General features: G+C 68.7%; 20 protein-coding genes and 1 pseudogene. 12 read left to right on the forward strand and 9 right to left on the reverse strand.

Annotation, left to right across the window (positions count from 1 at the left end; translation table 11 throughout):
• The first annotated feature begins 61 nt into the window (after positions 1-61).
• Positions 62-412 carry a helix-turn-helix domain-containing protein gene (locus P0W64_RS11015; RefSeq protein ID WP_275480139.1) on the forward strand — a complete coding sequence of 117 codons (351 nt, stop codon included), beginning with the start codon at positions 62-64 and terminating at the stop codon, positions 410-412.
• Positions 413-494: 82 nt separating this feature from the next.
• Here P0W64_RS11015 and P0W64_RS11020 read toward each other — a convergent pair whose 3' ends face one another.
• The 5 genes from P0W64_RS11020 to P0W64_RS11040 form a co-directional block, all read right to left on the reverse strand.
• The gene (locus tag P0W64_RS11020; RefSeq protein WP_275480140.1) at positions 495-1,337 is read right to left on the reverse strand and encodes an alpha/beta fold hydrolase; all 843 of its coding nucleotides are present in this window, start codon (positions 1,335-1,337) and stop codon (positions 495-497) included.
• The gene (gene lipB / locus P0W64_RS11025; RefSeq protein ID WP_275480141.1) at positions 1,334-2,065 is read right to left on the reverse strand and encodes a lipoyl(octanoyl) transferase LipB; all 732 of its coding nucleotides are present in this window, start codon (positions 2,063-2,065) and stop codon (positions 1,334-1,336) included. The genes P0W64_RS11020 and lipB overlap by 4 nt, the downstream gene beginning before the upstream one ends.
• Before the next feature lie 10 nt (positions 2,066-2,075).
• Entirely contained in the window at positions 2,076-2,999 is a 924-nt protein-coding gene (locus tag P0W64_RS11030) for a TIGR01777 family oxidoreductase (protein WP_275480142.1), read from the reverse strand.
• Entirely contained in the window at positions 3,000-4,742 is a 1,743-nt protein-coding gene (gene sucB / locus P0W64_RS11035) for a 2-oxoglutarate dehydrogenase, E2 component, dihydrolipoamide succinyltransferase (protein WP_275480143.1), read from the reverse strand.
• Positions 4,743-4,908: 166 nt separating this feature from the next.
• On the reverse strand, positions 4,909-6,399 hold the full coding sequence (locus P0W64_RS11040; protein ID WP_275480144.1) for a leucyl aminopeptidase: 1,491 nt from the start codon (positions 6,397-6,399) through the stop codon (positions 4,909-4,911).
• A gap of 103 nt (positions 6,400-6,502) precedes the next feature.
• On the opposite strand from P0W64_RS11040, the gene P0W64_RS11045 reads away from it, so the two are divergent.
• From P0W64_RS11045 to P0W64_RS11080, 8 genes and pseudogenes are all read left to right on the forward strand, one after another.
• Positions 6,503-7,768, forward strand: coding sequence for an alanine racemase (locus tag P0W64_RS11045; RefSeq protein ID WP_275480145.1), 1,266 nt, complete (start codon positions 6,503-6,505; stop codon positions 7,766-7,768).
• The gene (locus P0W64_RS11050; protein WP_275480146.1) at positions 7,765-9,123 is read left to right on the forward strand and encodes a D-arabinono-1,4-lactone oxidase; all 1,359 of its coding nucleotides are present in this window, start codon (positions 7,765-7,767) and stop codon (positions 9,121-9,123) included. The genes P0W64_RS11045 and P0W64_RS11050 overlap by 4 nt, the downstream gene beginning before the upstream one ends.
• Before the next feature lie 319 nt (positions 9,124-9,442).
• A pseudogene (locus tag P0W64_RS11055) lies at positions 9,443-11,062 on the forward strand (SbmA/BacA-like family transporter).
• Positions 11,063-11,161: 99 nt separating this feature from the next.
• Positions 11,162-12,397 (forward strand): solute carrier family 23 protein, encoded by a 1,236-nt coding sequence (locus P0W64_RS11060; RefSeq protein ID WP_275480147.1) that lies wholly within the window; start codon positions 11,162-11,164, stop codon positions 12,395-12,397.
• Between the two features lie 10 nt (positions 12,398-12,407).
• On the forward strand, positions 12,408-13,517 hold the full coding sequence (gcvT, locus tag P0W64_RS11065; protein WP_275480148.1) for a glycine cleavage system aminomethyltransferase GcvT: 1,110 nt from the start codon (positions 12,408-12,410) through the stop codon (positions 13,515-13,517).
• Between the two features lie 38 nt (positions 13,518-13,555).
• Positions 13,556-14,659, forward strand: coding sequence for a branched-chain amino acid aminotransferase (locus P0W64_RS11070; protein WP_275480149.1), 1,104 nt, complete (start codon positions 13,556-13,558; stop codon positions 14,657-14,659).
• Positions 14,656-15,024, forward strand: a complete 369-nt coding sequence (locus P0W64_RS11075; RefSeq protein ID WP_275480150.1) for a hypothetical protein — start codon at positions 14,656-14,658, stop codon at positions 15,022-15,024. The genes P0W64_RS11070 and P0W64_RS11075 overlap by 4 nt, the downstream gene beginning before the upstream one ends.
• Before the next feature lie 81 nt (positions 15,025-15,105).
• Positions 15,106-15,732, forward strand: coding sequence for a DUF6636 domain-containing protein (locus P0W64_RS11080; RefSeq protein ID WP_275480151.1), 627 nt, complete (start codon positions 15,106-15,108; stop codon positions 15,730-15,732).
• Here the strand turns inward: P0W64_RS11080 and P0W64_RS11085 are convergent.
• Positions 15,729-16,793, reverse strand: coding sequence for a DUF6670 family protein (locus tag P0W64_RS11085; protein ID WP_275480152.1), 1,065 nt, complete (start codon positions 16,791-16,793; stop codon positions 15,729-15,731). The two genes, P0W64_RS11080 and P0W64_RS11085, sit on opposite strands and share 4 nt — an antisense overlap.
• A 196-nt stretch (positions 16,794-16,989) precedes the next feature.
• Between P0W64_RS11085 and P0W64_RS11090 the strand changes: the two genes are divergently transcribed.
• Complete coding sequence (locus P0W64_RS11090; RefSeq protein ID WP_275480153.1) at positions 16,990-17,874, forward strand: TauD/TfdA family dioxygenase; 885 nt, start codon at positions 16,990-16,992, stop codon at positions 17,872-17,874.
• Between the two features lie 31 nt (positions 17,875-17,905).
• Here P0W64_RS11090 and P0W64_RS11095 read toward each other — a convergent pair whose 3' ends face one another.
• The 3 genes from P0W64_RS11095 to P0W64_RS11105 are packed head-to-tail and all read right to left on the reverse strand — an operon-like array spanning position 17,906 to position 21,062.
• Positions 17,906-18,637 (reverse strand): adenosylcobinamide-GDP ribazoletransferase, encoded by a 732-nt coding sequence (locus tag P0W64_RS11095; RefSeq protein ID WP_275480154.1) that lies wholly within the window; start codon positions 18,635-18,637, stop codon positions 17,906-17,908.
• 13 nt (positions 18,638-18,650) lie between these two features.
• Complete coding sequence (gene cobT / locus P0W64_RS11100; protein WP_275480155.1) at positions 18,651-20,372, reverse strand: nicotinate-nucleotide--dimethylbenzimidazole phosphoribosyltransferase; 1,722 nt, start codon at positions 20,370-20,372, stop codon at positions 18,651-18,653.
• 3 nt (positions 20,373-20,375) lie between these two features.
• The gene (locus P0W64_RS11105) at positions 20,376-21,062 is read right to left on the reverse strand and encodes a DUF3043 domain-containing protein (protein ID WP_275480156.1); all 687 of its coding nucleotides are present in this window, start codon (positions 21,060-21,062) and stop codon (positions 20,376-20,378) included.
• A 162-nt stretch (positions 21,063-21,224) separates the two neighbouring features.
• Here P0W64_RS11105 and P0W64_RS11110 point away from each other — a divergent pair, with 162 nt between their 5' ends.
• Together P0W64_RS11110 and P0W64_RS11115 are read left to right on the forward strand one after the other, a co-directional pair.
• Complete coding sequence (locus P0W64_RS11110; RefSeq protein WP_275480157.1) at positions 21,225-21,587, forward strand: iron-sulfur cluster assembly accessory protein; 363 nt, start codon at positions 21,225-21,227, stop codon at positions 21,585-21,587.
• Positions 21,588-21,684: 97 nt separating this feature from the next.
• Entirely contained in the window at positions 21,685-22,662 is a 978-nt protein-coding gene (locus tag P0W64_RS11115) for a carbohydrate kinase family protein (RefSeq protein ID WP_275480158.1), read from the forward strand.
• The last annotated feature ends 11 nt before the right edge of the window (positions 22,663-22,673 follow it).

Genomic DNA, 22,673 nt, shown 5'->3' on the forward strand with positions numbered 1-22,673 from the left:
GCACAACACCGTAGGGTGCGTGATGTTGTCCGACCAGAGGCTGCGAGGTGGTGTAAGTCACATGGATGATTCCGATGAGGGCCGGATCCCGCTGCCCGGTCGGCGCGTACGCGGGTCGGAGACGGGCCGGCCGCTGATGGCCGCCTTCGACCTGCTCGGGCGGCGGTGGACCTTGCGGATCATCTGGGAGATGCGCTTCGGGTCGGTTCGATTCTCGAATCTGAGGTCCGCGATCGAGGGCATCTCGTCGAGCACGCTGTCGCAGCGGCTCAGCGAACTCTCGGAGGCGCATATCGTCACCCAGACCGACGATGGGGTCTACCGCCTCACGGTGCACGGGAAGTCGCTGTTGTTGGCTCTGGGGCCCTTGGAGCTATGGGCGCATACGTGGGCCTTCGCCGCGGGCGAGTGACGAGCACGGGCCGGCCGCAAATGCGCCGGCTGATGCATGATCAGATCATCCGGCGGTACCGCACAGCGAGGTGAGGAGTGCCTTAGGCGCCGCGTTCGATCCGATTGCAGACGGCGTCGGCGAGCTCCGCCGGCTTCTCCTCGGGAATCCAATGGCTAACGCCTGGAAGCACATCCAGCTTGTACGGACCGGATACGTAGTCCGCGGTCAGCTCGATGCTCCGGCGGGTTATGAACTCGTCGCCATCGCTCCACACCATCGTGGTCGGTACCTGGATGCGGTTCGCGAGCGAGGCCGGTCCTGCGAACGGCATGCCGCGGTACCAGTTGATCGCGAAGGGGAGCGCACCCGAGTCGACGATCTCCCGCCGGGTGGTCGCGATGTGCTCGTCGGTCATCCGCGAGTGGCGGAGCATGGCGTCGAAGACCTCAGGGCGCCGGCGGGCCGAGAGTTCGGGCAACAGCGGTATCTGAAAGGCCGCCATGTACCACGAGTGCAGCGCCTGGCTCGAGCGCAGCATCGAGCGCAGGAACGCCGCGGGGTGTGGCACCGAGACGGCGGTCAGCGACGCGAGGAGGTCGGGGTTCCCACCCGCGACCGACCAGGCGACCGCCGAACCCCAGTCGTGGCCCACGAGGTGCACGGGGCGGCCGAGTTGCCGCAGCAGCGCGACGACGTCGGCGGCGAGTTCGCTGCCGCGGTAGCTGTACCGGCCTTTCGGACGCGCGCCGGGGGAGTAGCCGCGCTGATCCGGGGCGATGGTGCGGACCCCGCGCTCGTTCAGGTGCGCCGATACAGCGGCCCACGATGTCGATGTCTGTGGAAAGCCGTGCAGCAGAACGGCGACGGGCCCGTCGAGTGGTCCGCTGTCCCGGACGTCGAAGGTCAGTCCGTGGCGGTCGTAGGACGAGATGCGCTCGGTCATGGCGCCACCGGTGTGAAGATCCCGGACGGGATCGTGGGCGGCGCGGTCCGGATGTCGGCCTCGGTGACGGGGAGGTCGCCGTCGAGAGACCTTTGGACGGCGTCGATCACTGCGTCGCGCACATCCGCGACGGTGACCTCCCGACCTGATTCCTCCGAGATGGAGGCGACGCCCACGTCGCGTAGGCCGCATGGGATGATCGCGTCGAATCCCGCGAAGCTGTTGTCGCAGTTGAGGGAGAACCCGTGCATGGTCACGCCGCGCGTGACGCGGATACCGATCGCCGCGACCTTCCGCTCGGGGCGACCACCGCCCGCGGGCAGCCACACGCCGGACCGCCCCTCGACTCGGCCCGCTTCCAGCCCGTATCCCCGGCACACTTCGATGAGGGCCTGCTCGATGCGGCGCACGTAGTCGACGACGTCGATCGGCGACGCGAGTTGCACGATGGGATAGCCGACCAGTTGCCCCGGACCGTGCCACGTGATCTTGCCGCCGCGATCCACCTCGACGACGGGACTGCCGTCGGAGGGGAGGTCGGCGGGCTCGGTGCGCCGTCCCGCCGTGAACGTGGACGGGTGCTCGAGCAGGAGCAGCGTGTCACCGATCTCTTGGTCGGCACGACGGCCCGCAAGCCGGTGCTGCAGGTCCCAGGTCTCCCGATAGTCGACGGTGCCGAGGTCGCGCACCTCGAGTGGGCGGGAGTCGGCGCGGGCGGAGCGAGTCATGGTAGCGACGTTACGCCCGGCCGTACGGCGCGTCGAACGCGGCGGCGAGGGCGGCGTCGAGTCGCGGGTACGCGAAGTGGAAACCGTCGTCGCGCAATGCTTTCGGCACGGCGCGCTGTGAGGCGAGCAGGCCTTCGTCGGCTATCTCACCGGCGGCCAGCCGCACGACGGTTCGGGGCACGACCCACGGTGCCGGCCGCCCGACGAAGCGTGCCAGCGCGTCGCTGAACGCCGCCTGCCGCACGGGGTCGGGCCCGGTGACGTTGATGGGGCCGGACAGGTTCCCGTCCAGGACGTGCAGGACCGCGCGTGCCGCGTCGTCGATCGCGATCCACGGCAGGTACTGGTGACCGCTGCCGATGCGGCCGCCGAGCGCGAACCTATGGAGTCTGCGCATCGGGGGGAGCAGGCCGCCGCTCGCGGAGAGCACGTGGCCGAAGCGCAGCTTCGCGACGCGTGTGCCGGCATCTGATGCGGCGGCAGTGGCCTCTTCCCAGTCCAGGCAGAGCTCGGCGAGGAAGCCGTCACCGTTGGGCGTCGCGTCGACACCCGAATCGATACACACGCCCTCGCCGGCGTCCCCGTAGAAGCCGACCGCGCTGGCGTTCAGGAATACCGGGACGCGGGCGGCGGCGACGGCGTCCGCGAGTGCCAGCGTGGGCGCGAGTCGCGAATCCCGCAGCTCCTGCTTGACCGCGCCCGTCCACCGCTGACCGGCGATGGGCGCGCCGCAGAAGTCGATCACGGCATCGAAGCCCGTCAGGTCCGGGCGCTCGGGACCCTCGGGGTCCCATCGGATGCTCTTCCCCGTGCCCGACGGTGAGTCGTACCGGACGAGCCGGACCACCGCATCGCCGCGGGCCGTCAGGGCCTCCGACACAGCAGTGCCGATGAGCCCCGACGAGCCCGCGATCGCGATCGACCGATCAGCCACTTACAGGCCCAGATCGGCCTCGAACGCGCCCTCTTCGAGACGATGCTTGATCGTGGTGAGGAACCTGCCGGCGTCGGCGCCGTCGACCAGGCGGTGATCGTAGGTCAGCGGCAGGAACGACATCGAGTGGATACCGATGGACTCGGTGCCGGCCGAGTCGGTCACCACGACCGGGCGCTTGACGATCGCGCCGGTGCCCAGCATCGCGGCCTGCGGCGGGACCAGGATCGGGGTGTCGAACAGCGCACCCTGGCTGCCGATGTTGGTGATGGTGAACGTGCCGCCCGACAACTCGTCGGGCTTGAGGCCGTTGTTGCGCGTGCGGTCGGCGAGGTCGGAGATGGCGCGGGCCAGCCCGGCCAGGCTCAGATCCTCGGCATTCTTGATAACCGGCGACAACAGGCCCTGCTCCGTGTCGACTGCGATGCCGAGGTTGACGACGCCGTGGTAGGTGATCTCCTTGGCCGCCTCGTCGATCGATGCGTTCACGTTGGGGTGCAGCTTCAGCGCCTCGACAACGGCCTTCGCGATGAACGGCAGGTACGTCAGGTTGACGCCCTCGTTCGCCTTGAAGCTCGCCTTCGCCTTCGCGCGGAGTGCGACGATACGGCTGAAGTCGACCTCGAACACCTGCGTGAGCTGCGCGGACTCCTGTAGCGATTCGCGGGTCTTCTTGGCGGTGATCTGCCGGATGCGGTTGATCTTCTGGGTGGTGCCGCGCAGCGATGCCAGCTCGGGACGCACACCCTTGGGTGCCGCCGGTGCCGGTGAAGCCGCCGGTGCCGCCGCCTCGGAGGCCGGAGCAGCGGCGGGCGTCTTGCCTGCCTCCGCGGCTGCGAGCACGTCCTGCTTGCGGATGCGTCCGCCGACACCGGTGCCCTTGACGGTGTTGAGGTCGACGTTGTTGTCGGCGGCCAGCTTGCGCACTAGAGGAGTGACATAGGGTGTCGACTCCGACGCCGCCGGGGGAGCGGACGCAGCTGCGGGCTCGGCCTCCGCCTTGGCCTCCGGCTCGGTTTCCGCCTTGGGCTCAGGCTTGGGGGCGGGCTCGGGCTCGGGTTCAGGTTCCGTCTTCTCGGCGGGTTCGGAGGCAGCGGCGGGTGCGGAATCCGCGTCACCGACGACCGCCAGCACTCCACCTACGGCGACGACGTCGTCCTCCTCGGCTTTTATCTCGAGGAGGGTGCCCGCGACCGGAGACGGGATCTCGGTGTCGACCTTGTCGGTCGAGACCTCGAGCAGCGGCTCGTCGACGGCGATGTCATCGCCTACGGCCTTCAGCCAGCGCGTGACCGTCCCCTCGGTGACGGACTCGCCGAGCTCCGGCATCTTGACCTCGGTGCCGGACGCAGACCCGCCCGACGACGATGACTTCGCTGGTGCGGACTCGGCTGGTGCGGACTCGGCTGGTGCGGACTCGGCTGGTGCGGACTCGGCAGCAGGAGTCTCAGCAGGCTCGGGTTCCGCCTCGGCGGCGGGTGCGGGAGCGGAGTCGGAACTCTCGCCGGCGTCACCGATCTCGGCCAGAGCTCCGCCGACCTCGACGACATCGTCCTCCTGAGCCAGGATCTTCAGCAGCACGCCCGAGGCCGGCGACGGGATCTCGGTGTCGACCTTGTCGGTCGACACCTCGAGCAAGGGCTCGTCCTCGGTGACGGTGTCGCCCTCCTGCTTCAGCCAGCGGGTGACGGTGCCCTCGGTGACGCTCTCCCCGAGCGCCGGCATCTGGACGGAGAAGGCCATGGTCGTTGACTCCTCGTGTAGTTCTGCTGCGTGGTTATGGCTAGCTTGGTCGATATCGGGCCGGTTGCTGCGTGATATCGCGGATAAATCCTGTGACGGCGGGTGTGTCCGCCACCGGACTCAAACCCTACCCGCCGCGCCCGTCACGCTGCGGAGGTCGTGCGGATCAACCTTCTGCGGCGATGTCCCGGAGCACCGCGAGCATGGTGCGTACCGGTACGCCCGTACCACCTTTCGGTGTGTATCCCCAGGCCCCACCGGTATTGAACGCCGGGCCGGCCACGTCGATGTGTGCCCACTGGACGCCGTCGGACACGAATTCCCGCAGGTATACGCCCGCCAGCAGCATGCCGCCCCACCGGCTCGGGCCGACGTTGGCGAGGTCGGCGACGCGACTGTCGATATCGGCGCGCAGCTCCTCGGGGAAGGGCATCGGCCAGCCGCCCTCTCCCACGGAGCGGGACAGCGAGGCGACCCGGTCGCGGAATGCGTCGGTGCCCATGACACCCGGGGTACGGGTGCCGAGCGCGACCATCTGCGCCCCGGTCAGCGTCGCGGTGTCGATCAGGTAGTCGGGTCCGTCCTCGCACGCGCGGACGATCGCGTCGGCAAGGATCAGCCGTCCCTCGGCATCGGTGTTGAGGACCTCGACCGTGGTGCCGCCGTACTGGGTGAGCACGTCGCCGGGACGCTGGGCGGTCGCGGACGGCATGTTCTCGGCCATCGGGACGGTGGCGACGACGTCGACGGCGATCTTCAACCGCGCGGCGAGAGCGACGGTGGCGACGACCGCTGCTGCGCCTCCCATATCGGAGGTCATGTTCTCCATGCCGGGCGCGGGCTTGATGGAGATGCCGCCGGTGTCGAAGGTGATGCCCTTACCGACCAGAGCGACCTTCTTGGCGCCTTCGACGCCGGAGGCGTAGGACAGGCGTACCAGCCGCGGAGGGCGCGAGCTCCCCTGCCCGACCCCGACGATGCCGCCGTAGCCGCCCGCGGCGAGGTACTCCTCGTCGAAGACCTCGACCTCGAGACCCGCGGCCTCGCCCAGCGCGCGGGCACGCTCGGCGAACTCGGCGGGGTACAACGCGTTCGGCGGGGTGTTGACGAAATCGCGCGCGGTGGCGACGGCGTCCGCGGTCGCGACGGCCGTGTCGACCACGGACTGCGCCTCGTCGCCGGCTGCGCCGAGCAGAACCACCGAGCCGAGCGGCGCGCGTTTGGGGGCGGACTTCTCCGAGCGGAACTCGGCGAAGCGGTAGGCGCCGAGCGCGAAGCCCTCGACGGTGGCGGCCAGGTCCAGTGCCGACAGCGTCGTGACCGCGGAGGTCGCTCCCTCGAGAGCCCGCGCCGCGTTGCCGGCGGCCTTACGCACACCGTCGGCGGTGAGCTCGTCCGCCGCACCCAGACCGACTCCGAGCACCGAGGTGACGGCACCGCCGTCGGCGGGGATCCGGGTGACCTCTCCGGCCTTTCCTGTGGCGCCCACGAGCGCGAGGCCAGACAGGATGGACGCCCTTGCGCCCTCGTCGAGGAAGTCGGAACCGGGGGCGAGCACCGGGCCGTCGTCACCCTTCGTGAGGCCGAGGACCAATACGTCCGCCGTGTCCGACGAGGTGGTCGAGAGCGTGAATTCGGGTGCGCTACTGCTGGTCACGGTGGTGCTCCTGCGGTCGACGGCGATACTTCTGGTTCAGGCGGCGATGCTACGCCCGAGGACCGAGGGGCACGGCCTCGGTACTGCCGTACCATCAGCAAACGTGGAGGTTATCGACCTGAATCCGGAAGTCGGCGCGGTCGACAGACGGTGGGAGACCGAGCCCGACACCTATTGGGCGGCAATCGACGCCGCGACGACCGGGCTGGACGCGCCCGTGTTCGCGGCTGATCTCGCGGCTCTGCGGTTCAACACCGGATCGATGCTGCGCCGCGCCGCCGGCAAGCCGATCCGCATCGCATCGAAGTCGCTGCGCTGTCGCGGGATGCTGGACGCCCTACTCGCGATCGACGGATTCGCGGGGGTGCTCGCTTACGACGTCGCCGAAGCACACTGGCTCGCGACCGACACCGACGCCCGGCCCGGCTGCCCCGACGTCCTGGTCGCGTATCCGAGCGCCGACCTCGGCGCCCTCGCGGCATTGGCAGCAGACGAGGACGCCGTGAGCCGGGTGACGCTGATGGTGGACGATCCTGCGCAACTGGACCTCGTCGACGCGGCCGTGCCGCCCAGTCGGCGGCCCGACCTGCGGGTGTGCATCGATATCGATGCATCGTTCCAAGCGCCGGCGCTGGGACATCTCGGCGTCCGCCGGTCGCCCGTCCGAACTCGCGCGGAGGCCTCGGTGCTCGCAATGACCATCGGTGGCCGCAAGGGATTCCGGCTCGTCGGTGTCATGACCTACGACGCACAGATCGCCGGGGTCGGGGACCGTGGGATGCGTGCGCCCGGAGGGTCCGCACTGGTGCGGGCGATGCAGGGGGCTTCCTGGGACGAACTGGTGACGCGGCGGCGCGAGATCCTCACGGACCTGCGTCGAATCGCTCCCCTGGAGTTCGTGAACGGCGGCGGAACAGGATCGCTCGAGCGCAACGCCGAGGATCCCAACATCACCGACATCGCGGCTGGAAGCGGTCTGTACGGACCCACGCTGTTCGACGCCTACTCGCACTTCATGCCTGCCCCCGCAACGGGTTTCGGGCTCGCTGCCACGCGCAGACCCGCCCCCGACGTGATCACGTGTCACGGCGGCGGCTGGATCGCATCGGGTCCGGCGGGTTCGGACCGCGTTCCGCGTCCTGTGTGGCCGTCGGGCCTGAAGCTGCTCGCGCGCGAGGGCGCAGGCGAGGTCCAGACGCCACTACGGGGTGAGGGCGCCGCGCGCATCCCGCTCGGTGACCGCGTGTGGTTCCGGCACGCCAAGGCGGGCGAGCCGTGCGAGCATACGGAGCGCATCGTGGTGGTCGCAGACGGTGGCGTCGTCGACGAGCTGCCGACGTATCGCGGTGAGGGGAAGGTGTTCTTGTGAGCGGAGCGACGGGGAAGTCCAGCCGGTGGGTGCCCTCATGGGAGCAGTGGCTGTCTCGGCCGGGGGAGTGGCGCAACTGGGGCCGCACCGAGAGCGCACGGCCCAACTACACCGCGCGTCCGTCGAAGATCGAGGACGTCTGCCAGGTGGTGCAGCGGGCCGTCGAACGCGACGGTGCCGTCAAAGCGCTGGGCGCGGGCCACTCCTTCACCGGTATCGCGCGGCCGCGAGACGTCGCACTGTCTCTGGAGCACATGCGCGGCCTCGTCGCCGTGGACGCGTCCGCCCGGCGGGTAACGCTGCGCGCGGGCACCTTCCTGCACGAGATCCCGGCTCTGTTGGAGCCGCACGGTCTGGCGATGCCGAACCTCGGTGATATCGACCGCCAGACTCTCGCGGGCGCCATCTCGACGGGGACACACGGCACGGGAACGGCGTTCGGTGGGATCGCCACGCAGGTGGTGGGTGCGACTCTCGTCGACGGTACCGGCCAGGTGCGCGTCGTGTCGGAGGACGACCCGCACCTGCGGGGCGTGGCCGTAGGTCTCGGGGCACTGGGAGTTCTGGTCGAGGTGACGCTGCAGTGCGTGGAAGCTTTCGTGCTGGAGGCCGTGGAATCGCCCGCGCCCCTCGACGAGGTGATCGACGGCTACCTCGATCGGGTCGGGGCGGCCGACCACTATGAGTTCTACTGGTTTCCCGGTACCTCCGTGGCGCTGACGAAGACGAACACGCGGCTGCCCGCCTCCGCCTCGACCAGTCCGCTGACCGACGTCCGGCGGTTCGTCGACGACCGCGTGGTATCCAATGAGGCGCTGCGCGCGATGTGCGAGATCGGCCGCGCGGCACCGTCGTTGACTCCCAAGCTGATCTCTTTGGCCACGTCCCTGACCGGCGACCGGCGGTTCTCCGACGTCTCGACGGGTGTGTTCACCACGCGTCGCACAGTGCGCTTTCGCGAGTCGGAATGGGCTGTGCCGCTTGATCGTACAATGGAAGCATTCGCGGCCGTGCGTTCGCTGGTCGAGTCGCGCGATTGGAACATCACCTTCCCCATCGAGGTGCGGGCCGCTGCGGCCGACGACCTGTGGCTGTCCACCGCGAGCGGCCGCGAGAGCGGTTACATCGCCGTGCATCGCTACTACCGCGACGAGGACACCGAGTACTTCCGCGAGGTCGAGAAGGTGATGCTCTCGTTCGGCGGGCGGCCGCACTGGGGGAAGATGCACACCCGCTCAGCGGACTTCTTCACGTCGGAGTACCCGCGCTTCGGCGAGTTCCTGGAGCTGCGTGACACTTTCGATCCACACCGCGTGTTCGCCAACGATTACCTGGATCGGGTGCTGGGGGTGTAGACACACCGCGGCCGTTCTATTCGCTGCGCTACCGATTGAAAACTCTGCGCGCCAGTCGATTTCCGTGTAAGAAACCTGCACAGGATCGTGGGCATCCAGAGACGAGGTGCAGGAGATGGAACTCAGTCGCGATTGGGGCGGGGAGTGGCTTGATTCCCTACAGTGGATAGCCATCGCGTTCGTGGTCACAGTGGTTGTAGGCGGCGTCGTAACGGCCGTGATTCTGGCGTCAACGGCTGTGGGCAGACATTTTTGGTCGGTCAACCGGGACTTCTTCTTCAAGCAAGACGCACGGGGCCTAGCGATGGTCTGGGGATCGATGGTGTTGCTTACGTTGTTCCTCCTGGGCTCGGTCCGCCTCGACTATGTGCTGTCCTTTCAGGGCAACGACATGTATACGGCGATCCAAGCGGGCGCAGCGGCGCTGGGTGAGAAGAATCGGGCGGCGCTCGATTCCGCACAGTCCGTGTTCTGGTTCTCGGTGCGGATTTTCGGGGTGCTGGCCACAATTCACGTACTGCGATCGATCGTGGCGCAGTTCGTGTGGTACCGCTTCGAGTGTCGATGGCGGAGTTGGCTGACGTCGGAACTCATAGGCGACTGGATGGGAGGCGAGGCAGCGTATCGTGCTCGCTTCGTCGAGGCGCCGGGCGACAACCCGGACCAGCGCATAGACGTCGACGTTACCGACTCCGTCGAGCTCACTCAGACTCTCTACGGCGGCCTGGTCACTGCAATGGTGTCAATGGTCGTCTTCACCAAGTTGCTGTGGGACCTGTCGGGACCTCTGTCACCATTCGGTGTCACCGTGCCACACACTCTGGTGTGGATCACGTTCGCCTTTTTCATCCTGTCCACTGCAGTCACGTGGATCATCGGTCGCCCCATGATCAGGTGGAATTTCCGGTATCAGCGCGAGACCGGCGCGTTTCGTGCCCAACTCGTGCACACGCGGGACGCCGCGGAAGAGATCGCCCTGGTGCGCGGCGGCCGTTCAGAGGTACGCAGCCTGAATGTACTGTTCGGCGGCGTGATCCGCTCGTTCTGGCGTCTCGCACTGCAGACGATCGGAGTCAGCGCATGGGATCTGTCCGCACGACAGACCGGTGTCATCCTGCCGATCCTGGTGCAGTCGTCCCGGTTCTTCTCCGGTGGCATCACCCTTGGCGGTATGACTCAGTCGATCAGCGCCTTCGGCTCACTGCAGAGTTCGCTGGTCTTCCTGCAGACCAACTACCCGTCGTACGCGCACTACCGAGCCGCCCTCATCCGTCTGCACGGTCTGAAGCAGACCAACACGGAGGCGCGCAAGGTCGAGCTGCCACTGGTCGGCGTACCGCCCACGGGAGTCGCGCTCCGGCTCATCGGGGCAGGCGTCACGAAGCCCGATGGAAGTCCGCTGGTTCGCGACCTCAGCCTGGAGGTGCCGACCGGGGGATCGCTGCTGATCCAGGGGCCGTCCGGTGTCGGCAAGTCGACACTGCTCCGCGCGACTGCTGGTCTGTGGCCTTTCACCGACGGAACTATCGAGGTCAGCCCGCCCTATGTGGTGACGCAGGTGCCGTACGTCCCGCGCGGCACGCTCAGAGAGGTGCTGGCGTACCCACGCCAGGAAACCGTCGATGAGAACGTTGCGTGACAGGTGCTCACCGACGTCGGGCTGCGACATCTGGATCCGGCGGATCACAACGTCGACTGGAGCTTTCTGTCGCCGGGTGAGCAGCAACGGCTAGTACTGGCGCGGGCGTTGCTGGCGGAACCGTCGACCCTGCTGCTGGACGAGGCGACGTCGGCGGTCGATTCGGACTCCGAGATCAGGCTGTACGGGTTGTTGCGGACGCGTTTGCCAGGGGCGGCCATCGTCTCGGTCGGCCACCGCGCATCGCTCATCCCGCTGCACGATCGGGTGATCACGCTCGAATCGGCGATCGCTCCCTGAGGTTGCCTCGGGGCGGGCCCCGATTCCGGGGTGTGCCGGTGAGACGTAGGTTCCAGGTCGCGCGTGCGAGTGGGACGGACGTCCAGCAGGATGTCCGTCATGCGAATCGGATGGGACGCCGTCGACGGGACGGACGTGGTGGCGCCGGGACAGCGGCTGGCGTGGCCGAAGACGGTCGGTCTCGGCATGCAGCACGTAGTGGCGATGTTCGGGTCGACATTCCTGGTGCCCGTGCTCACCGGCTTCCCCCCGGCCACGACGTTGCTGTTCAGCGGGATCGGCACGCTGCTGTTCCTGGTGATCACCGGCAACCGGCTGCCGAGCTACCTCGGCTCGAGCTTCGCCGTCATCGCGCCGATCACCGCGGCGACGGCGACACACGGTGCGGGCAGCGCGCTCGGTGGGATCGTGGCGGTGGGTGCGCTGCTCATCCTGATCGGCGGGATCGTGCAGCTGGCGGGAACCGCCTGGATCGAGCGGATCATGCCGCCCGTGGTGACGGGTGCGATCGTCGCGCTGATCGGCCTCAACCTCGCGCCTGCGGCGAAGGCGAACTATGAGAAGGGCGCCGTCACGGCGACGATCACGCTCGTCCTTCTCGTGTTGTCGCTCGCGGTCTTCAAGGGCATGCTCGGCCGCCTCGCGATCTTCACGTCGGTGGTGATCGGCTACCTGGTCGCGCTCGCCCGTCATGAGGTCGACGCCTCGGCCATCGCGCATACGGCATGGGTGGGCCTGCCGCACCTGCAGGCACCGTCGTTCTCGTGGGCCGTGCTACCCATGTTTCTGCCGGTGGTGCTGGTACTCGTCGCGGAGAACGTGGGGCACGTGCGGTCGGTGGCCCAGATGACGGGGGAGGACTACGACTCGTTGATGGGCCGGGCTATCGCCTCAGACGGCCTGGCAACGCTGCTGGCCGGCGCGGGCGGTGGCTCCGCGACTACGACGTACGCCGAGAACATCGGCGTCATGGCGGCGACCCGTGTCTACTCGACCGCGGCGTACTGGGTAGCCGGCGTGACTGCGATCCTGCTGGGCATGTCGCCGAAGATCGGGGCGGTCATCGCCTCCGTCCCGCCCGGCGTGCTGGGCGGCGTGACGACCGCGCTGTACGGCCTCGTCGGGATCCTCGGCATCCGGATCTGGGTGTCCAATCGGGTCGACTTCTCGCAGCCGATCAACCAGATCGTCGCCGCCGTCCCGCTGATCATCGGCATCGCCGACTACACCTGGGCGCTCGGGCAGGTGACCTTCACGGGCATCGCGCTGGGATCCGTCGCGGCGATCGTCATCTACCAGGTGATGGCCGGTCTGGCGCGGACCCACGGGCGATAGGGTTGCCCACATGACTGATCTCCTCGAGGGCCCCCTGCACGCAGTCCACACCGAGCTGGGCGCGGCGTTCGCCGAGTTCGGAGGGTGGAGCATGCCGGTCAAGTACGCGGGCACCGTCGGCGAGCACACCGCCGTCCGCGAGGCCGTCGGCATCTTCGACGTGAGCCACCTCGGCAAGGCGACGGTCGCGGGACCCGGCGCCGCTGCGTTCGTCAACAGCGTCCTCACCGCCGACCTCGGCAGGATCCACCCCGGCAAGGCGCAGTACACGCTGTGCACCAACGAGTCCGGGGGCGTCATCGACGATCTCATCGTCTACTACGTCTCCGACGACGAGCTCTTCCTGGTGCCCAACGCCGCCAACACCGCAGCAGTGGTGAAGCATCTGGAAGCGCATGCGGCAGAGCAGGATCGGGAAGGAATCACGATCACCGACCAGCACCGCGACTACGCGGTGCTGGCCGTTCAGGGGCCGCGTGCGGCCGAGGTGCTGACCGCCGTCGGGCTCCCGACCGACATGGAGTACATGGCGTACACCGACGCAGAGTTGGACGGCGTACCCGTCCGCGTCTGCCGCACCGGCTACACCGGCGAGCAGGGCTACGAAATGCTGCCCCGATGGGCCGACGCCGAAGTGGTCTTCCGGCGTCTGCTGGCCGAGGTGACCGCGCGCGGCGGTCAGCCTGCCGGCCTCGGGGCCCGCGACACCCTGCGAACCGAGATGGGCTACCCACTGCACGGACACGAGCTCACCGTCGACATCACCCCCGTTCAGGCCCGCGCGGGCTGGGCCGTGGGCTGGAAGAAACCCCGATTCGTCGGGCGCCAGAAGCTGATCGCCGAGAAGGAGGCCGGGCCCGCGCGGCGCCTGTGGGGGCTCAAGGCGACCGGGAAGGGCGTGCTGCGCGCGGAGCTCGACGTCCTGTCCGCCGGCGGTGATCGTATAGGTACGACCACATCGGGCACGTTCAGTCCGACGTTGAAGACGGGAATCGCTCTGGCGCTGATCGATTCGTCCGCGGGCGTCGCTGCCGGCGACGCGGTCACAGTGGACGTCCGCGGACGTGCGATCCCGTGCGAGATCGTGGTGCCGCCCTTCGTGACCGCGAACACGAAGTAGGTTCTCGGGCCGCCCGGTGCGGCAGTAAGATGTGCCGCATGACCACAGGCCTGACCTTTGCGCACACGCCCAACCCGACGCCGAAGTCGGACGTGGAGCGTGACGCGATTCTGGCCGCCCCGGGTTTCGGCACCTACTTCACCGATCACATGGTCTCGCTGCGCTGGAATCCGGAGCAGGGGTGGCACGATGGCGAGGTCGTCGCATACGGCCCCATCACGCTCGAGCCGTCCGCGGTCGTGCTGCACTACGCGCAGGAGATCTTCGAGGGACTCAAGGCCTACCGGCACGAAGACGGCACCATCGCCACCTTCCGGCCCGAGGCGAACGCGGCGCGCTTCCAGCGCTCGGCGGACCGGCTCGCGATTCCCGAACTTCCGTCGGAGCTGTTCCTCGATTCGTTGAAGGAGCTGGTCGCCGTCGACAGGGCGTGGGTGCCGAAGGCCGGCGGCGAGGAATCGCTCTATCTGCGGCCCTTCATCTTCGCCGACGAGCCCGGTCTCGGGGTGCGGCCCGCCAACAGCTATCGCTACCTGCTCATCGCGTCGCCCGCCGGCGCCTACTTCCCGGGCGGCGTCAAGCCGGTCTCGGTGTGGCTCTCGCGCGAGTACGTGCGGGCTGCGCCGGGCGGCACCGGCGCCGCGAAGTTCGGCGGCAACTACGCCGCATCGCTGCTCGCGCAGGCCCAGGCCGCCGACGAGGGGTGTGACCAGGTCGTCTGGCTCGACGCCGTGGAGCGCGAGTACATCGAGGAGATGGGCGGGATGAATCTCTTCTTCGTCTTCGGCTCGGGTGCCGACGCACGGCTGGTCACCCCCGAGCTCTCCGGATCGCTCCTGCCGGGGATCACGCGCGACTCGTTGGTGCAGCTCGCCGCCGACGCCGGATTCGGTGTCGAGGAGCGCAGGATCAGCGTCTCGGAGCTCGAGGCGGGCGTGAAGGACGGCTCGGTGACCGAGGTCTTCGCCTGCGGAACCGCGGCCGTCATCACCCCGGTCGGCAAGGTCAAGGGCGCCAAGGAGGACTTCACCGTCGGCGATGGCGAGCCGGGGCAGGTGACGATGGCGCTCCGTGACACGCTGACGCGGATCCAACGGGGGTCTCTCGCCGACACCCACGGGTGGATGACGAGGCTCGCATGATGCGAGTGGCGGCAGTGGCGCTGTCTGTTGCCGTAGCACCCGCAGGGCACGCGGCACCGGTCCCGGCGTTGCAGAACTGCGGTTACGGCGCGGCGCAGATCAAGCCGACCGGTCTCCTGCTCTACTGCGGAGACGCCGGTGCGGGTATGGAGAACATCGTGTGGCAGCGTTGGGATTCGAGGACCGCGGTGGGCTCTGGGAGTCTATGGGCGAGGGTCTGCGAACCGAACTGTGCGGCCGGCAGGGACCATCGCACGACGGCCCGGATCGTTCTCGGCGGCGTGAAGAACGGCCGGTTCACGACCGCCGTGATCCACTCCGCCGACGGTACCCTCGCCGACGCGGGAACCTTCTCGATCGGTTGACCCGGACCAGCTCCGACGGATGCGCTAACGGAATCGTCTTCCCATGCGATAGCTCCCGTAACAACGGAGGGATGGGAAAACATGAGGATTCGACTGATCGTGGCGGCCGGGCTCGCGGCCGGGGGAGTGCTGGTAGCGGGGTGTGGGCAGCAGGGGAGCGCAGCTCCGGGTTCGACGGTGACCGTCACGGCCACGCAGGGTGCGCAGGCAGGCGGCGGCACGGCAGGCGATGGCGGCACACCGGCAACCACCGAGACGCCCACCGCCGGCAAACGGGTCCTGACGCCTCCGCGTGGCGCGGGGCTCACCGCCGCGGATCCGGCCGAGTACCACAACGGCGACGGGGGCGATGTCGCGTTCATATCGCCCACCAAGAACATCTGGTGCCGTCTGGGAGCGGGGAAGTATGAGGCCGGGTGCCAGGCGATGAAGGCGCCGATCCCCGAGGGCGCCGGCGACCGCTGCAAGGGCAACGACATGTATCCGCAGAGCTCGCTGTCGCGCGGCTTCTACCTGCGCGGGAACACGGTGGAGCCGGCGTGCTTCAACCAGGGCGTCTTCACGTCACCCAATCCGAAAGTGCTGCCGTACCAGTCGACCATCGAGGCCAACGGTTACACCTGCACCTCGCGCGAGACGGGCATCACGTGCACGACGAGCAACGGCCGCGGGTTCGTCCTGTCGATGCAGGAGGCCCGCGCGTTCTAGGCCTCGGGGCGGGTGTCCACCCACTCCATATAGCCGGACCCGCTGATCGCCTCTCCGCGGTAGGCGCCGTCATAGGTGTACGCGGTGACATAACCGCGCCCGTGCCCATACCGCCACGGCGCGTCGTTGTGGCAGTCGAGCTCGAGTACGACCGCGCCCGCATCGCGGACCGTCCACCGGCTGACCAGCGGGACGCGCATCGTCCGACCGATCGGATCACGTTGCGGGTCAGCCCATTCGAGCACCTCGTACGTGACGTCTTCGAGGACGTCCGCTTCACCGCCGCGGGTGCGAATCTGCGCTAGACGGCACGCGGTGTACCCGCGGGCGCCCACGTCGGTGAGGAGGATCTGCGTATCGCCGAACTCCACGATCTGGTAGGTGAAGAGGTCGACCGGCAGCTTCAGTGGGGCGGGGAGTGCGCGCGGGAAGAACGCCTGATGGGTTCCGAATCGCGCGTACTCGAACGTGCCGAGGCCCGAGATCTCCGTCGCCCCGGAGTCGTCGGCGATCGTGCCGCGATAGGGCGCGAACAGACTGATGTGGTCGTACACCGGGGTTTTGACGAAGTACGAGACCTGGTCTGTCACGTCGAGTTCGAGGTCGACCGAGAAGGCCTCGTATCTGCCGGCGACGGTGACCTTCGGCAGGTCTACGCGCAGCGTCAGGTCGTCGCCCCAGCGCAACTCGTGATCGGTGAACGAGCACTCGTCGGTGATGCTGTAGCCGCGGTAGTGGTGCTGGTCGCCTGCGGCGGTCGACGACAGCACCGTCGCGAGGTTGCGCGGGTCGCCTCCGCCGGCGAGGTAGTCGTTGTCGAAGGTCTCGGTGCCTGTGGTGCCGATGAAGGTCATCGTGTTGAGATAGCGATAGGGCTCCGGGAGTAGCGGGATGAAAACGCCGTAATGCGTTGCGGCCCAGAGCCGACCGTTGCTGTGCGGCCTGATGATGTCCGCGCGGTCGAACGGCCGGCGCGATGCATCGATGCGGGAGTCGATGCGGGGCAGCAGGCCGTCCACGACCAGACGGGACAGTGCGCGCGAGATCGGTTGCGTGCTCAAACGGTGCCTCCAGCGTTGAAGTGACTTGCGGGTAATATACCCGTGCCGCCCGATGCGCCGCCTCCCGGCCGCGATACGGCGATATATGCGTTAGCGACGCTCACAGCCGCGTCGTGCCGCAGCACCGTCGCGTGGTTCGGATCGTGGTGAGCGGGACGGGTGACCTGCGATGGCGGCGTGGCTAGCGTCTCGGTGCATGACGATCACCATCCAGAAGATCTCCAGCAGACTCGGCGCCGTGGTCTCCGGGGTCGACCTGACCGGTGAGCTCGCGCCCGAGCTCGGTGCCGAGCTGCGTTCGCTCCTGAACGCGCACAAGGCGCTCGTATTCGACGGCGTGCGGGTCGACGACGAGCAGCACGAGCGCATCGCGTCGCTGTTCGGGCCGGTCACGCGTGCGCATCCGACCGTGCCCGGCGCCTCCGACAACGTCCTGGCCGTGGACAGCGAGCGATCGCGCTCCAACGCGTGGCATACCGACGTCACGTTCGTCGCGAACCCGCCGCAGGTGACGACGCTGCGCAGCCTCATCACCACTCCGTACGGTGGAGAGACGCTGATCGCCGATTCGCAAGGGGCTTATCGGGATCTCCCCGAGGCGCTGCGCAACCTCGCCGACTCCCTGCGGGCCGTGCACACCAACACGCACGATTACGTGCGCGCCGACGACCAGCCCACCGCCGCGCGGGCCGAGCACCGGAAGGTGTTCGTGTCCAAGCAGTTCGAGGCAGAGCATCCGGTGGTGCGAGTGCATCCCGAGACGGGGGAGCGCGGCCTGTTCATCGGCGGCTTCGTGCGTGAGATCGCCGGCGTGTCCAAGGCCGACTCCGAGGCCCTGTTGCGCCTGTTCCAGCACCGGGTCACGCGCCCGGAGAACGTCATCCGCTGGAGCTGGCAGCCCGACCAGCTGCTCGTCTTCGACAACCGAGCCACCCAGCACTACGCGATCGACAACTACGACGACCTCCCGCGGCTCCTGCACCGGGTGACGGTCGCTGGCGACGTGCCGGTGGGTGTCGACGGGCGTTCCAGCCGCCAGCTGCTCGGGGACCCGTCGGACTACTCGGTGGTGGCCGCGTAGCCGCGTTCTGTGTGCCGTCCGCGACGTCGGACTAGAAGCACACGCCTACGAGCGCCGCGGCGCACGCGATCTCGATCCCGCATCCGAAGACGTCGCCGCTTGCGCCACCGAAGCGGCGGATGCAGTGGCGCATGACAAGGGTGGCGAGGGCTAGTGAGGCGAGGACTGCCACCGGACCGTGCCAGGGCGCAGCGCTTACCGGAAGCGTTGCGGCACAGGCGAGCACGATCCAGGTCCCGATCGACAAGACGCCCTGCGTCCCGGCGGTCAGGGCGCCGAAACCGTCCGGATTCGACGGCGCCCAGCCCCTCCGGCACCCGATCACCGCCGCGACCCGCGCGACGGCGACGGACACGCCGATCGCGAGCCACCGCCGGTCGTCGGCCAGAGAGGTGATCGCAGCGGCTTCGATCAGGAGCACCAGCACGAGCGCGGCCGCTCCGAAAGCGCCGATCGTGCCCTGCCGCATGACCTCTCGCGCGCGCTCGGGTGGACCGTAGGTGCCGAGTCCGTCGGCGCAGTCGGAGAGCGCGTCGATATGCATACCACGCGTGACGAGAACGCCGCCTGCGACGGCCAGCGCGCCCGCGAGCAGCGGTGCCAGGCCTGCGGCACATGCGCCCCATGCGATCGCGGCCACGAGCGTCCCGACGAGCGCACCCGTGACGGGTACGGCCGCGATGATCCGCCGGGCGTCCTCGCGGGTCGGCGCGGCCTGGGGCGGCATGGGCAACACCGTCATCCACGCGAACGCTCCCGTCACCGCGCGCAGCATGTCAGCCCTCGCTGACCCCGGCCTCGTCGAACGTGGCCATCGATGCGAGCACGGATACGGCCGACTGCACGATCGGTAGCGCCAGCGCGGCGCCGCTGCCCTCGCCCAGCCGCATGTCGAACGTCAGCATCGGCTCCAGGCCCAGCTGCGCCAGCGCAAGCGCGTGCGCCGGTTCGGAACTCAGATGCCCGGCACGCCACCACTCGACGGCGCCCGGCGCGAGGTCCTGCGCGACGAGAGCGGCGGCCGTGACCACCACACCGTCGAGCACCACCGGAGTGCGGCGCACCGCGGCCTGGGCGAGGAAGCCCGCCATCGCCGCGAGGTCGGCGCCTCCGACGGTGCGCAGCAACGACTTCGGGTCGCGCGCGTACGGTCTCCCACGCCACATGGCGTCCCGGACCGCGGCGGCCTTGCGCATCCAAGCGTTGTCGTCGATGCCGGTGCCGCGTCCGACGACGACCACGGGTTCGTGATCCGTGAGCAGGCCGATCAGCACCGCGGACGGTGTCGTGTTGCCGATGCCCATGTCACCGGCGATGAGAAGATCGGCGCCGGAGTCGATCTCATCGTCGGCTATGGCACGGCCGACGGATATGGCTGCGACTGCCTCCGCATCGGACAGCGCGTCCTCGTGGGCGATGTCGCCGGATGAGTGCCGCACCTTGTGGCGGCTGAGTTCGGGGCCGGTATCCACGGATACCGCGATGTCCTCGACCCGGACCGTGGCGCCCGCCTGCGCTGCCAGGACGTTGACCGCTGCGCCGCCGGCCGAGAAGTTGGCGACCATCTGCGCAGTGACCTCGGGTGGGTACGCCGAGACGCCGCTTGCGGCGACGCCGTGGTCGCCCGCGAACACCACCACCCGCGGGCGCTCGAAAGCCTTTGGTGGGCAGGCGCCCTGGCATGCCGTCGCCCACACGCCGAGATCCTCGAGCCGACCGAGCGAGCCGATCGGTTTCGTCAGGCGGGAGTGTCGCTCGCGCGCCTGAGCGACCACCTCCGCATCCGGTGCGACGAGCGGCGGGAAACGCAGGGGATCGTCCGAATGTTCTGGCAGCGGGACCGGCTCGGGCGCGGCGGGCGCGATGGATCCCGCTTCGGCAGCCGATGCGGGGCCGGTCGCGGCACCTACGGCTGCGGCCGTCTCGGCCTTGGTGAGCACCACCGCGGACGCAGGGGAGGCATCGTCGGCGGGACCGAGTGCCTTGACCGTCACAGGGTTCCCCGCGACGACCAGCTCTACGCGATCCGCCACCGCGGCCACGGCGGCGTTGAGTGCGCCCAGGCCGTCCTGGAAGACGCGCCCGGCGGGGGTCGTGGGGACCAGCGACAGGCCCACCTCCGAACTCACGAGGACCAGGTCCCCGGGGTACTCGGAGACCGCGGCCACCAGACGCCCGATGGCGGCGGGCAGCACATCGTCGGGCGTCTCCCACGCCGCGGCACTGTCGAGGACGGCCGTGAGCCACCCGCCGAGGTCGTCGACGAGGGTGGCCGGATACGGCTCGGATCCGAGTAGCTCGGCCACGTCGGCGGTCTCGACCGTGGTCCAGCCGGCCGGGCGCCGCGCGCGGTGAGTCGCTATGCGGGAACGGAACTCGTCATCGACGCCCACCTGCGCGGCGGCGGTCGCGACGTACCGTGCCGACTCGGGCAGCAGCGATTCGGCTCGTGCCGACTTGCCTGAGCGGACGCCGCCCAGGACGAGGGTGACCGCCACGGATCAGACCGCGTCGCCGGGCTTGACCCGGGGACGGGGGATCCGCATGCGCCGCAGCTGCGTCGAGCGCATGAATGCATACCAGCCGAGGCGGAAGCCCGCCTCCGTGGTGTTCGGGAACTTCTCGTACACCTTCTTGTTGATGTTGCGGCCCACCAGGAAGCCCTCGATCGCCATGATCGCGACGAACACCAGCAGGATGGGCATCGCGAGGCCGGACAGCACCGGGTTCTGGATCACCACGAACATGTAGACCATCACGATCAGGGCGAGGGGGATGAACAGTGTGGAGATGTATCGGCGCGAATCGACGAGGTCGCGCACGAAGGCCTTGACCGGGCCCTTCTCGCGGACGGGGAGGTAGCGCTCGTCGCCCTGCATCATCAGCTCGCGACGCTCGGCGGCGACGGACCGGCGCTTGGACGAGGCCTCCCGGCGTTGCTCCTTGGTCAGGTTCGGCTTCGTCTCCTTGCGACGCTGCCGCGCTTCCCTGCGCGTCATGGGCGCAGGCGCGACGGGGCCGCGGCGGCGGTTCTCCGCCTCGCGGCGTGACGGCGTCGGGCGGCCCTTGCCTGGTGTGTGGCGCGGCGTGCCCGTCGCGTCGGCGTTGTAGTCGTCCACGGCGGCGTCGTCCGCTGCGCCGGATTCCGCGACGTGCGCGGAGTCGTCCTTGTTCCACGGGAGCTTCACGCTGACCAGGGTATTGGATGAGCTGTGAGCGGCGTCCGGTGTGGCCGGGGTTCCGGGCGTGGCGGCCCCGACGACCTGTGGCGCGGGCACGAGGCGACCCGCGGGAATAGCGGTGGAAGTAGTACCGTTGGTTACGAACACCTGCGTGTGAGGAGAACTTTTATGACGACGGCTGACCTGAACGCCCCGGCCGAAGCGGCCACGGGTGTGGTGCTGACCGACGCAGCGGCGTCCAAGGCCAAGGCCCTGCTGGACCAGGAGGGGCGCAACGACCTGTCGCTGCGCATCGAGGTCCAGCCCGGCGGCTGCGCCGGTCTGCGTTACCAGTTGTACTTCGACGACCGCAGCCTCGACGGTGACGTCAACACCGAGTTCGACGGCGTCAACCTGGCTGTGGACCGCATGAGCGCACCGTTCCTGATCGGCGCGAAGATCGACTTCGTCGACACGATCGAGAAGCAGGGCTTCACAATCGATAACCCGAACGCGACCGGCTCGTGCGCGTGCGGCGACTCCTTCAACTGAGTCGATGAGTCCGGATCGACAGGGTCCGGCCTGAGCGCGGAACCCTCCCGGGAGATAGGGTGTCACGGTTGGTGTCGCCTACTCGGGAGGGTTTTTCGTGCCCATAGCAGTCTCCGGATCCATCGCAACCGATCACCTGATGCGGTTCGAGGGCAAGTTCTCGGAGCAGCTGCTCGCCGAGCATCTCGCCCACATCTCGCTGAGTTTCCTGGTCGAGGACCTGGTGATCCAGCGTGGCGGTGTCGCCGCGAACATCTGCTTCGGCATCGGCCAGCTCGGCCGGCGCCCGGTCCTCGTCGGCAGCGTCGGCGTCGATTTCGAGGAGGGATACCGCGGCTGGCTGGAGGGCGCAGGCGTCGACACCACTGCGGTGCGGGTGTCGGACACCGCGCACACCGCGCGCTTCATGTGCACAACCGACGCCGAGATGGCGCAGTTCGCGTCGTTCTACTCGGGCGCTATGGGCGAGGCCTCTCAGATCCACATCGCCGACGTCGTGGAGCACGCGGGCGGCTTGGACCTCGTAGTCGTCGGCGCGAACGACCCCCTGGCCATGACGAGCCACACCGCACAGTGTCGCGAACTCGGGATCCCCTTCGCGGCCGATCCGTCGCAGCAACTCGCCCATCTGAACGGCGTACAGGCGCGAGAGCTGGTGGAGGGCGCCAAGTTCCTCTTCACCAACGAATACGAGTGGGGCCTTCTGCAGCAGAAGACCGGCCTGTCGGACGCGCAGGTCGCGGCGATGGTCGAGGTCCGCGTCACCACGCTGGGCAGTAACGGCGTCGACATCGTGCCGTCGGACGGCGCAGCAGTGCACGTGGGAGTCGTCCCCGAGCACGCGAAGGTGGATCCCACGGGCGTCGGCGACGGCTTCCGTGCGGGCTTCCTCGTCGGTATCGACTCGGGCCTGTCCTATGAGCGATCCGCGCAGCTCGGCGCGTTCGTTGCGACGAAGGTGCTCGAGACCGTCGCGCCGCAGGACTGGGACTTCGACGCCGACGAGGCACGCGAGCGCCTCGCGGGAGCCTACGGCGCGGATGCCGCCGCGGAGATCTTGACAGTGCTGCAGTGATCCCGCCGACG

The sequence above is a fragment of the Tsukamurella sp. 8F genome, from assembly GCF_029167375.1.
Lineage (GTDB): Bacteria > Actinomycetota > Actinomycetes > Mycobacteriales > Mycobacteriaceae > Tsukamurella.

What these genes read in the sequence shown, in the direction of transcription:
- P0W64_RS11070 (WP_275480149.1), top strand. Translation starts at nt 13,556, where the DNA reads ATGACCACAGGCCTGACCTTTGCGCACACGCCCAACCCGACGCCGAAG.
- P0W64_RS11110 (WP_275480157.1), top strand. Translation starts at nt 21,225, where the DNA reads ATGACGACGGCTGACCTGAACGCCCCGGCCGAAGCGGCCACGGGTGTG.
- P0W64_RS11080 (WP_275480151.1), top strand. Translation starts at nt 15,106, where the DNA reads ATGAGGATTCGACTGATCGTGGCGGCCGGGCTCGCGGCCGGGGGAGTG.
- P0W64_RS11060 (WP_275480147.1), top strand. Translation starts at nt 11,162, where the DNA reads ATGCGAATCGGATGGGACGCCGTCGACGGGACGGACGTGGTGGCGCCG.
- P0W64_RS11075 (WP_275480150.1), top strand. Translation starts at nt 14,656, where the DNA reads ATGATGCGAGTGGCGGCAGTGGCGCTGTCTGTTGCCGTAGCACCCGCA.
- P0W64_RS11090 (WP_275480153.1), top strand. Translation starts at nt 16,990, where the DNA reads ATGACGATCACCATCCAGAAGATCTCCAGCAGACTCGGCGCCGTGGTC.
- P0W64_RS11020 (WP_275480140.1), bottom strand. Translation starts at nt 1,337, where the DNA reads ATGACCGAGCGCATCTCGTCCTACGACCGCCACGGACTGACCTTCGAC.
- gcvT (WP_275480148.1), top strand. Translation starts at nt 12,408, where the DNA reads ATGACTGATCTCCTCGAGGGCCCCCTGCACGCAGTCCACACCGAGCTG.
- lipB (WP_275480141.1), bottom strand. Translation starts at nt 2,065, where the DNA reads ATGACTCGCTCCGCCCGCGCCGACTCCCGCCCACTCGAGGTGCGCGAC.
- sucB (WP_275480143.1), bottom strand. Translation starts at nt 4,742, where the DNA reads ATGGCCTTCTCCGTCCAGATGCCGGCGCTCGGGGAGAGCGTCACCGAG.
- P0W64_RS11015 (WP_275480139.1), top strand. Translation starts at nt 62, where the DNA reads ATGGATGATTCCGATGAGGGCCGGATCCCGCTGCCCGGTCGGCGCGTA.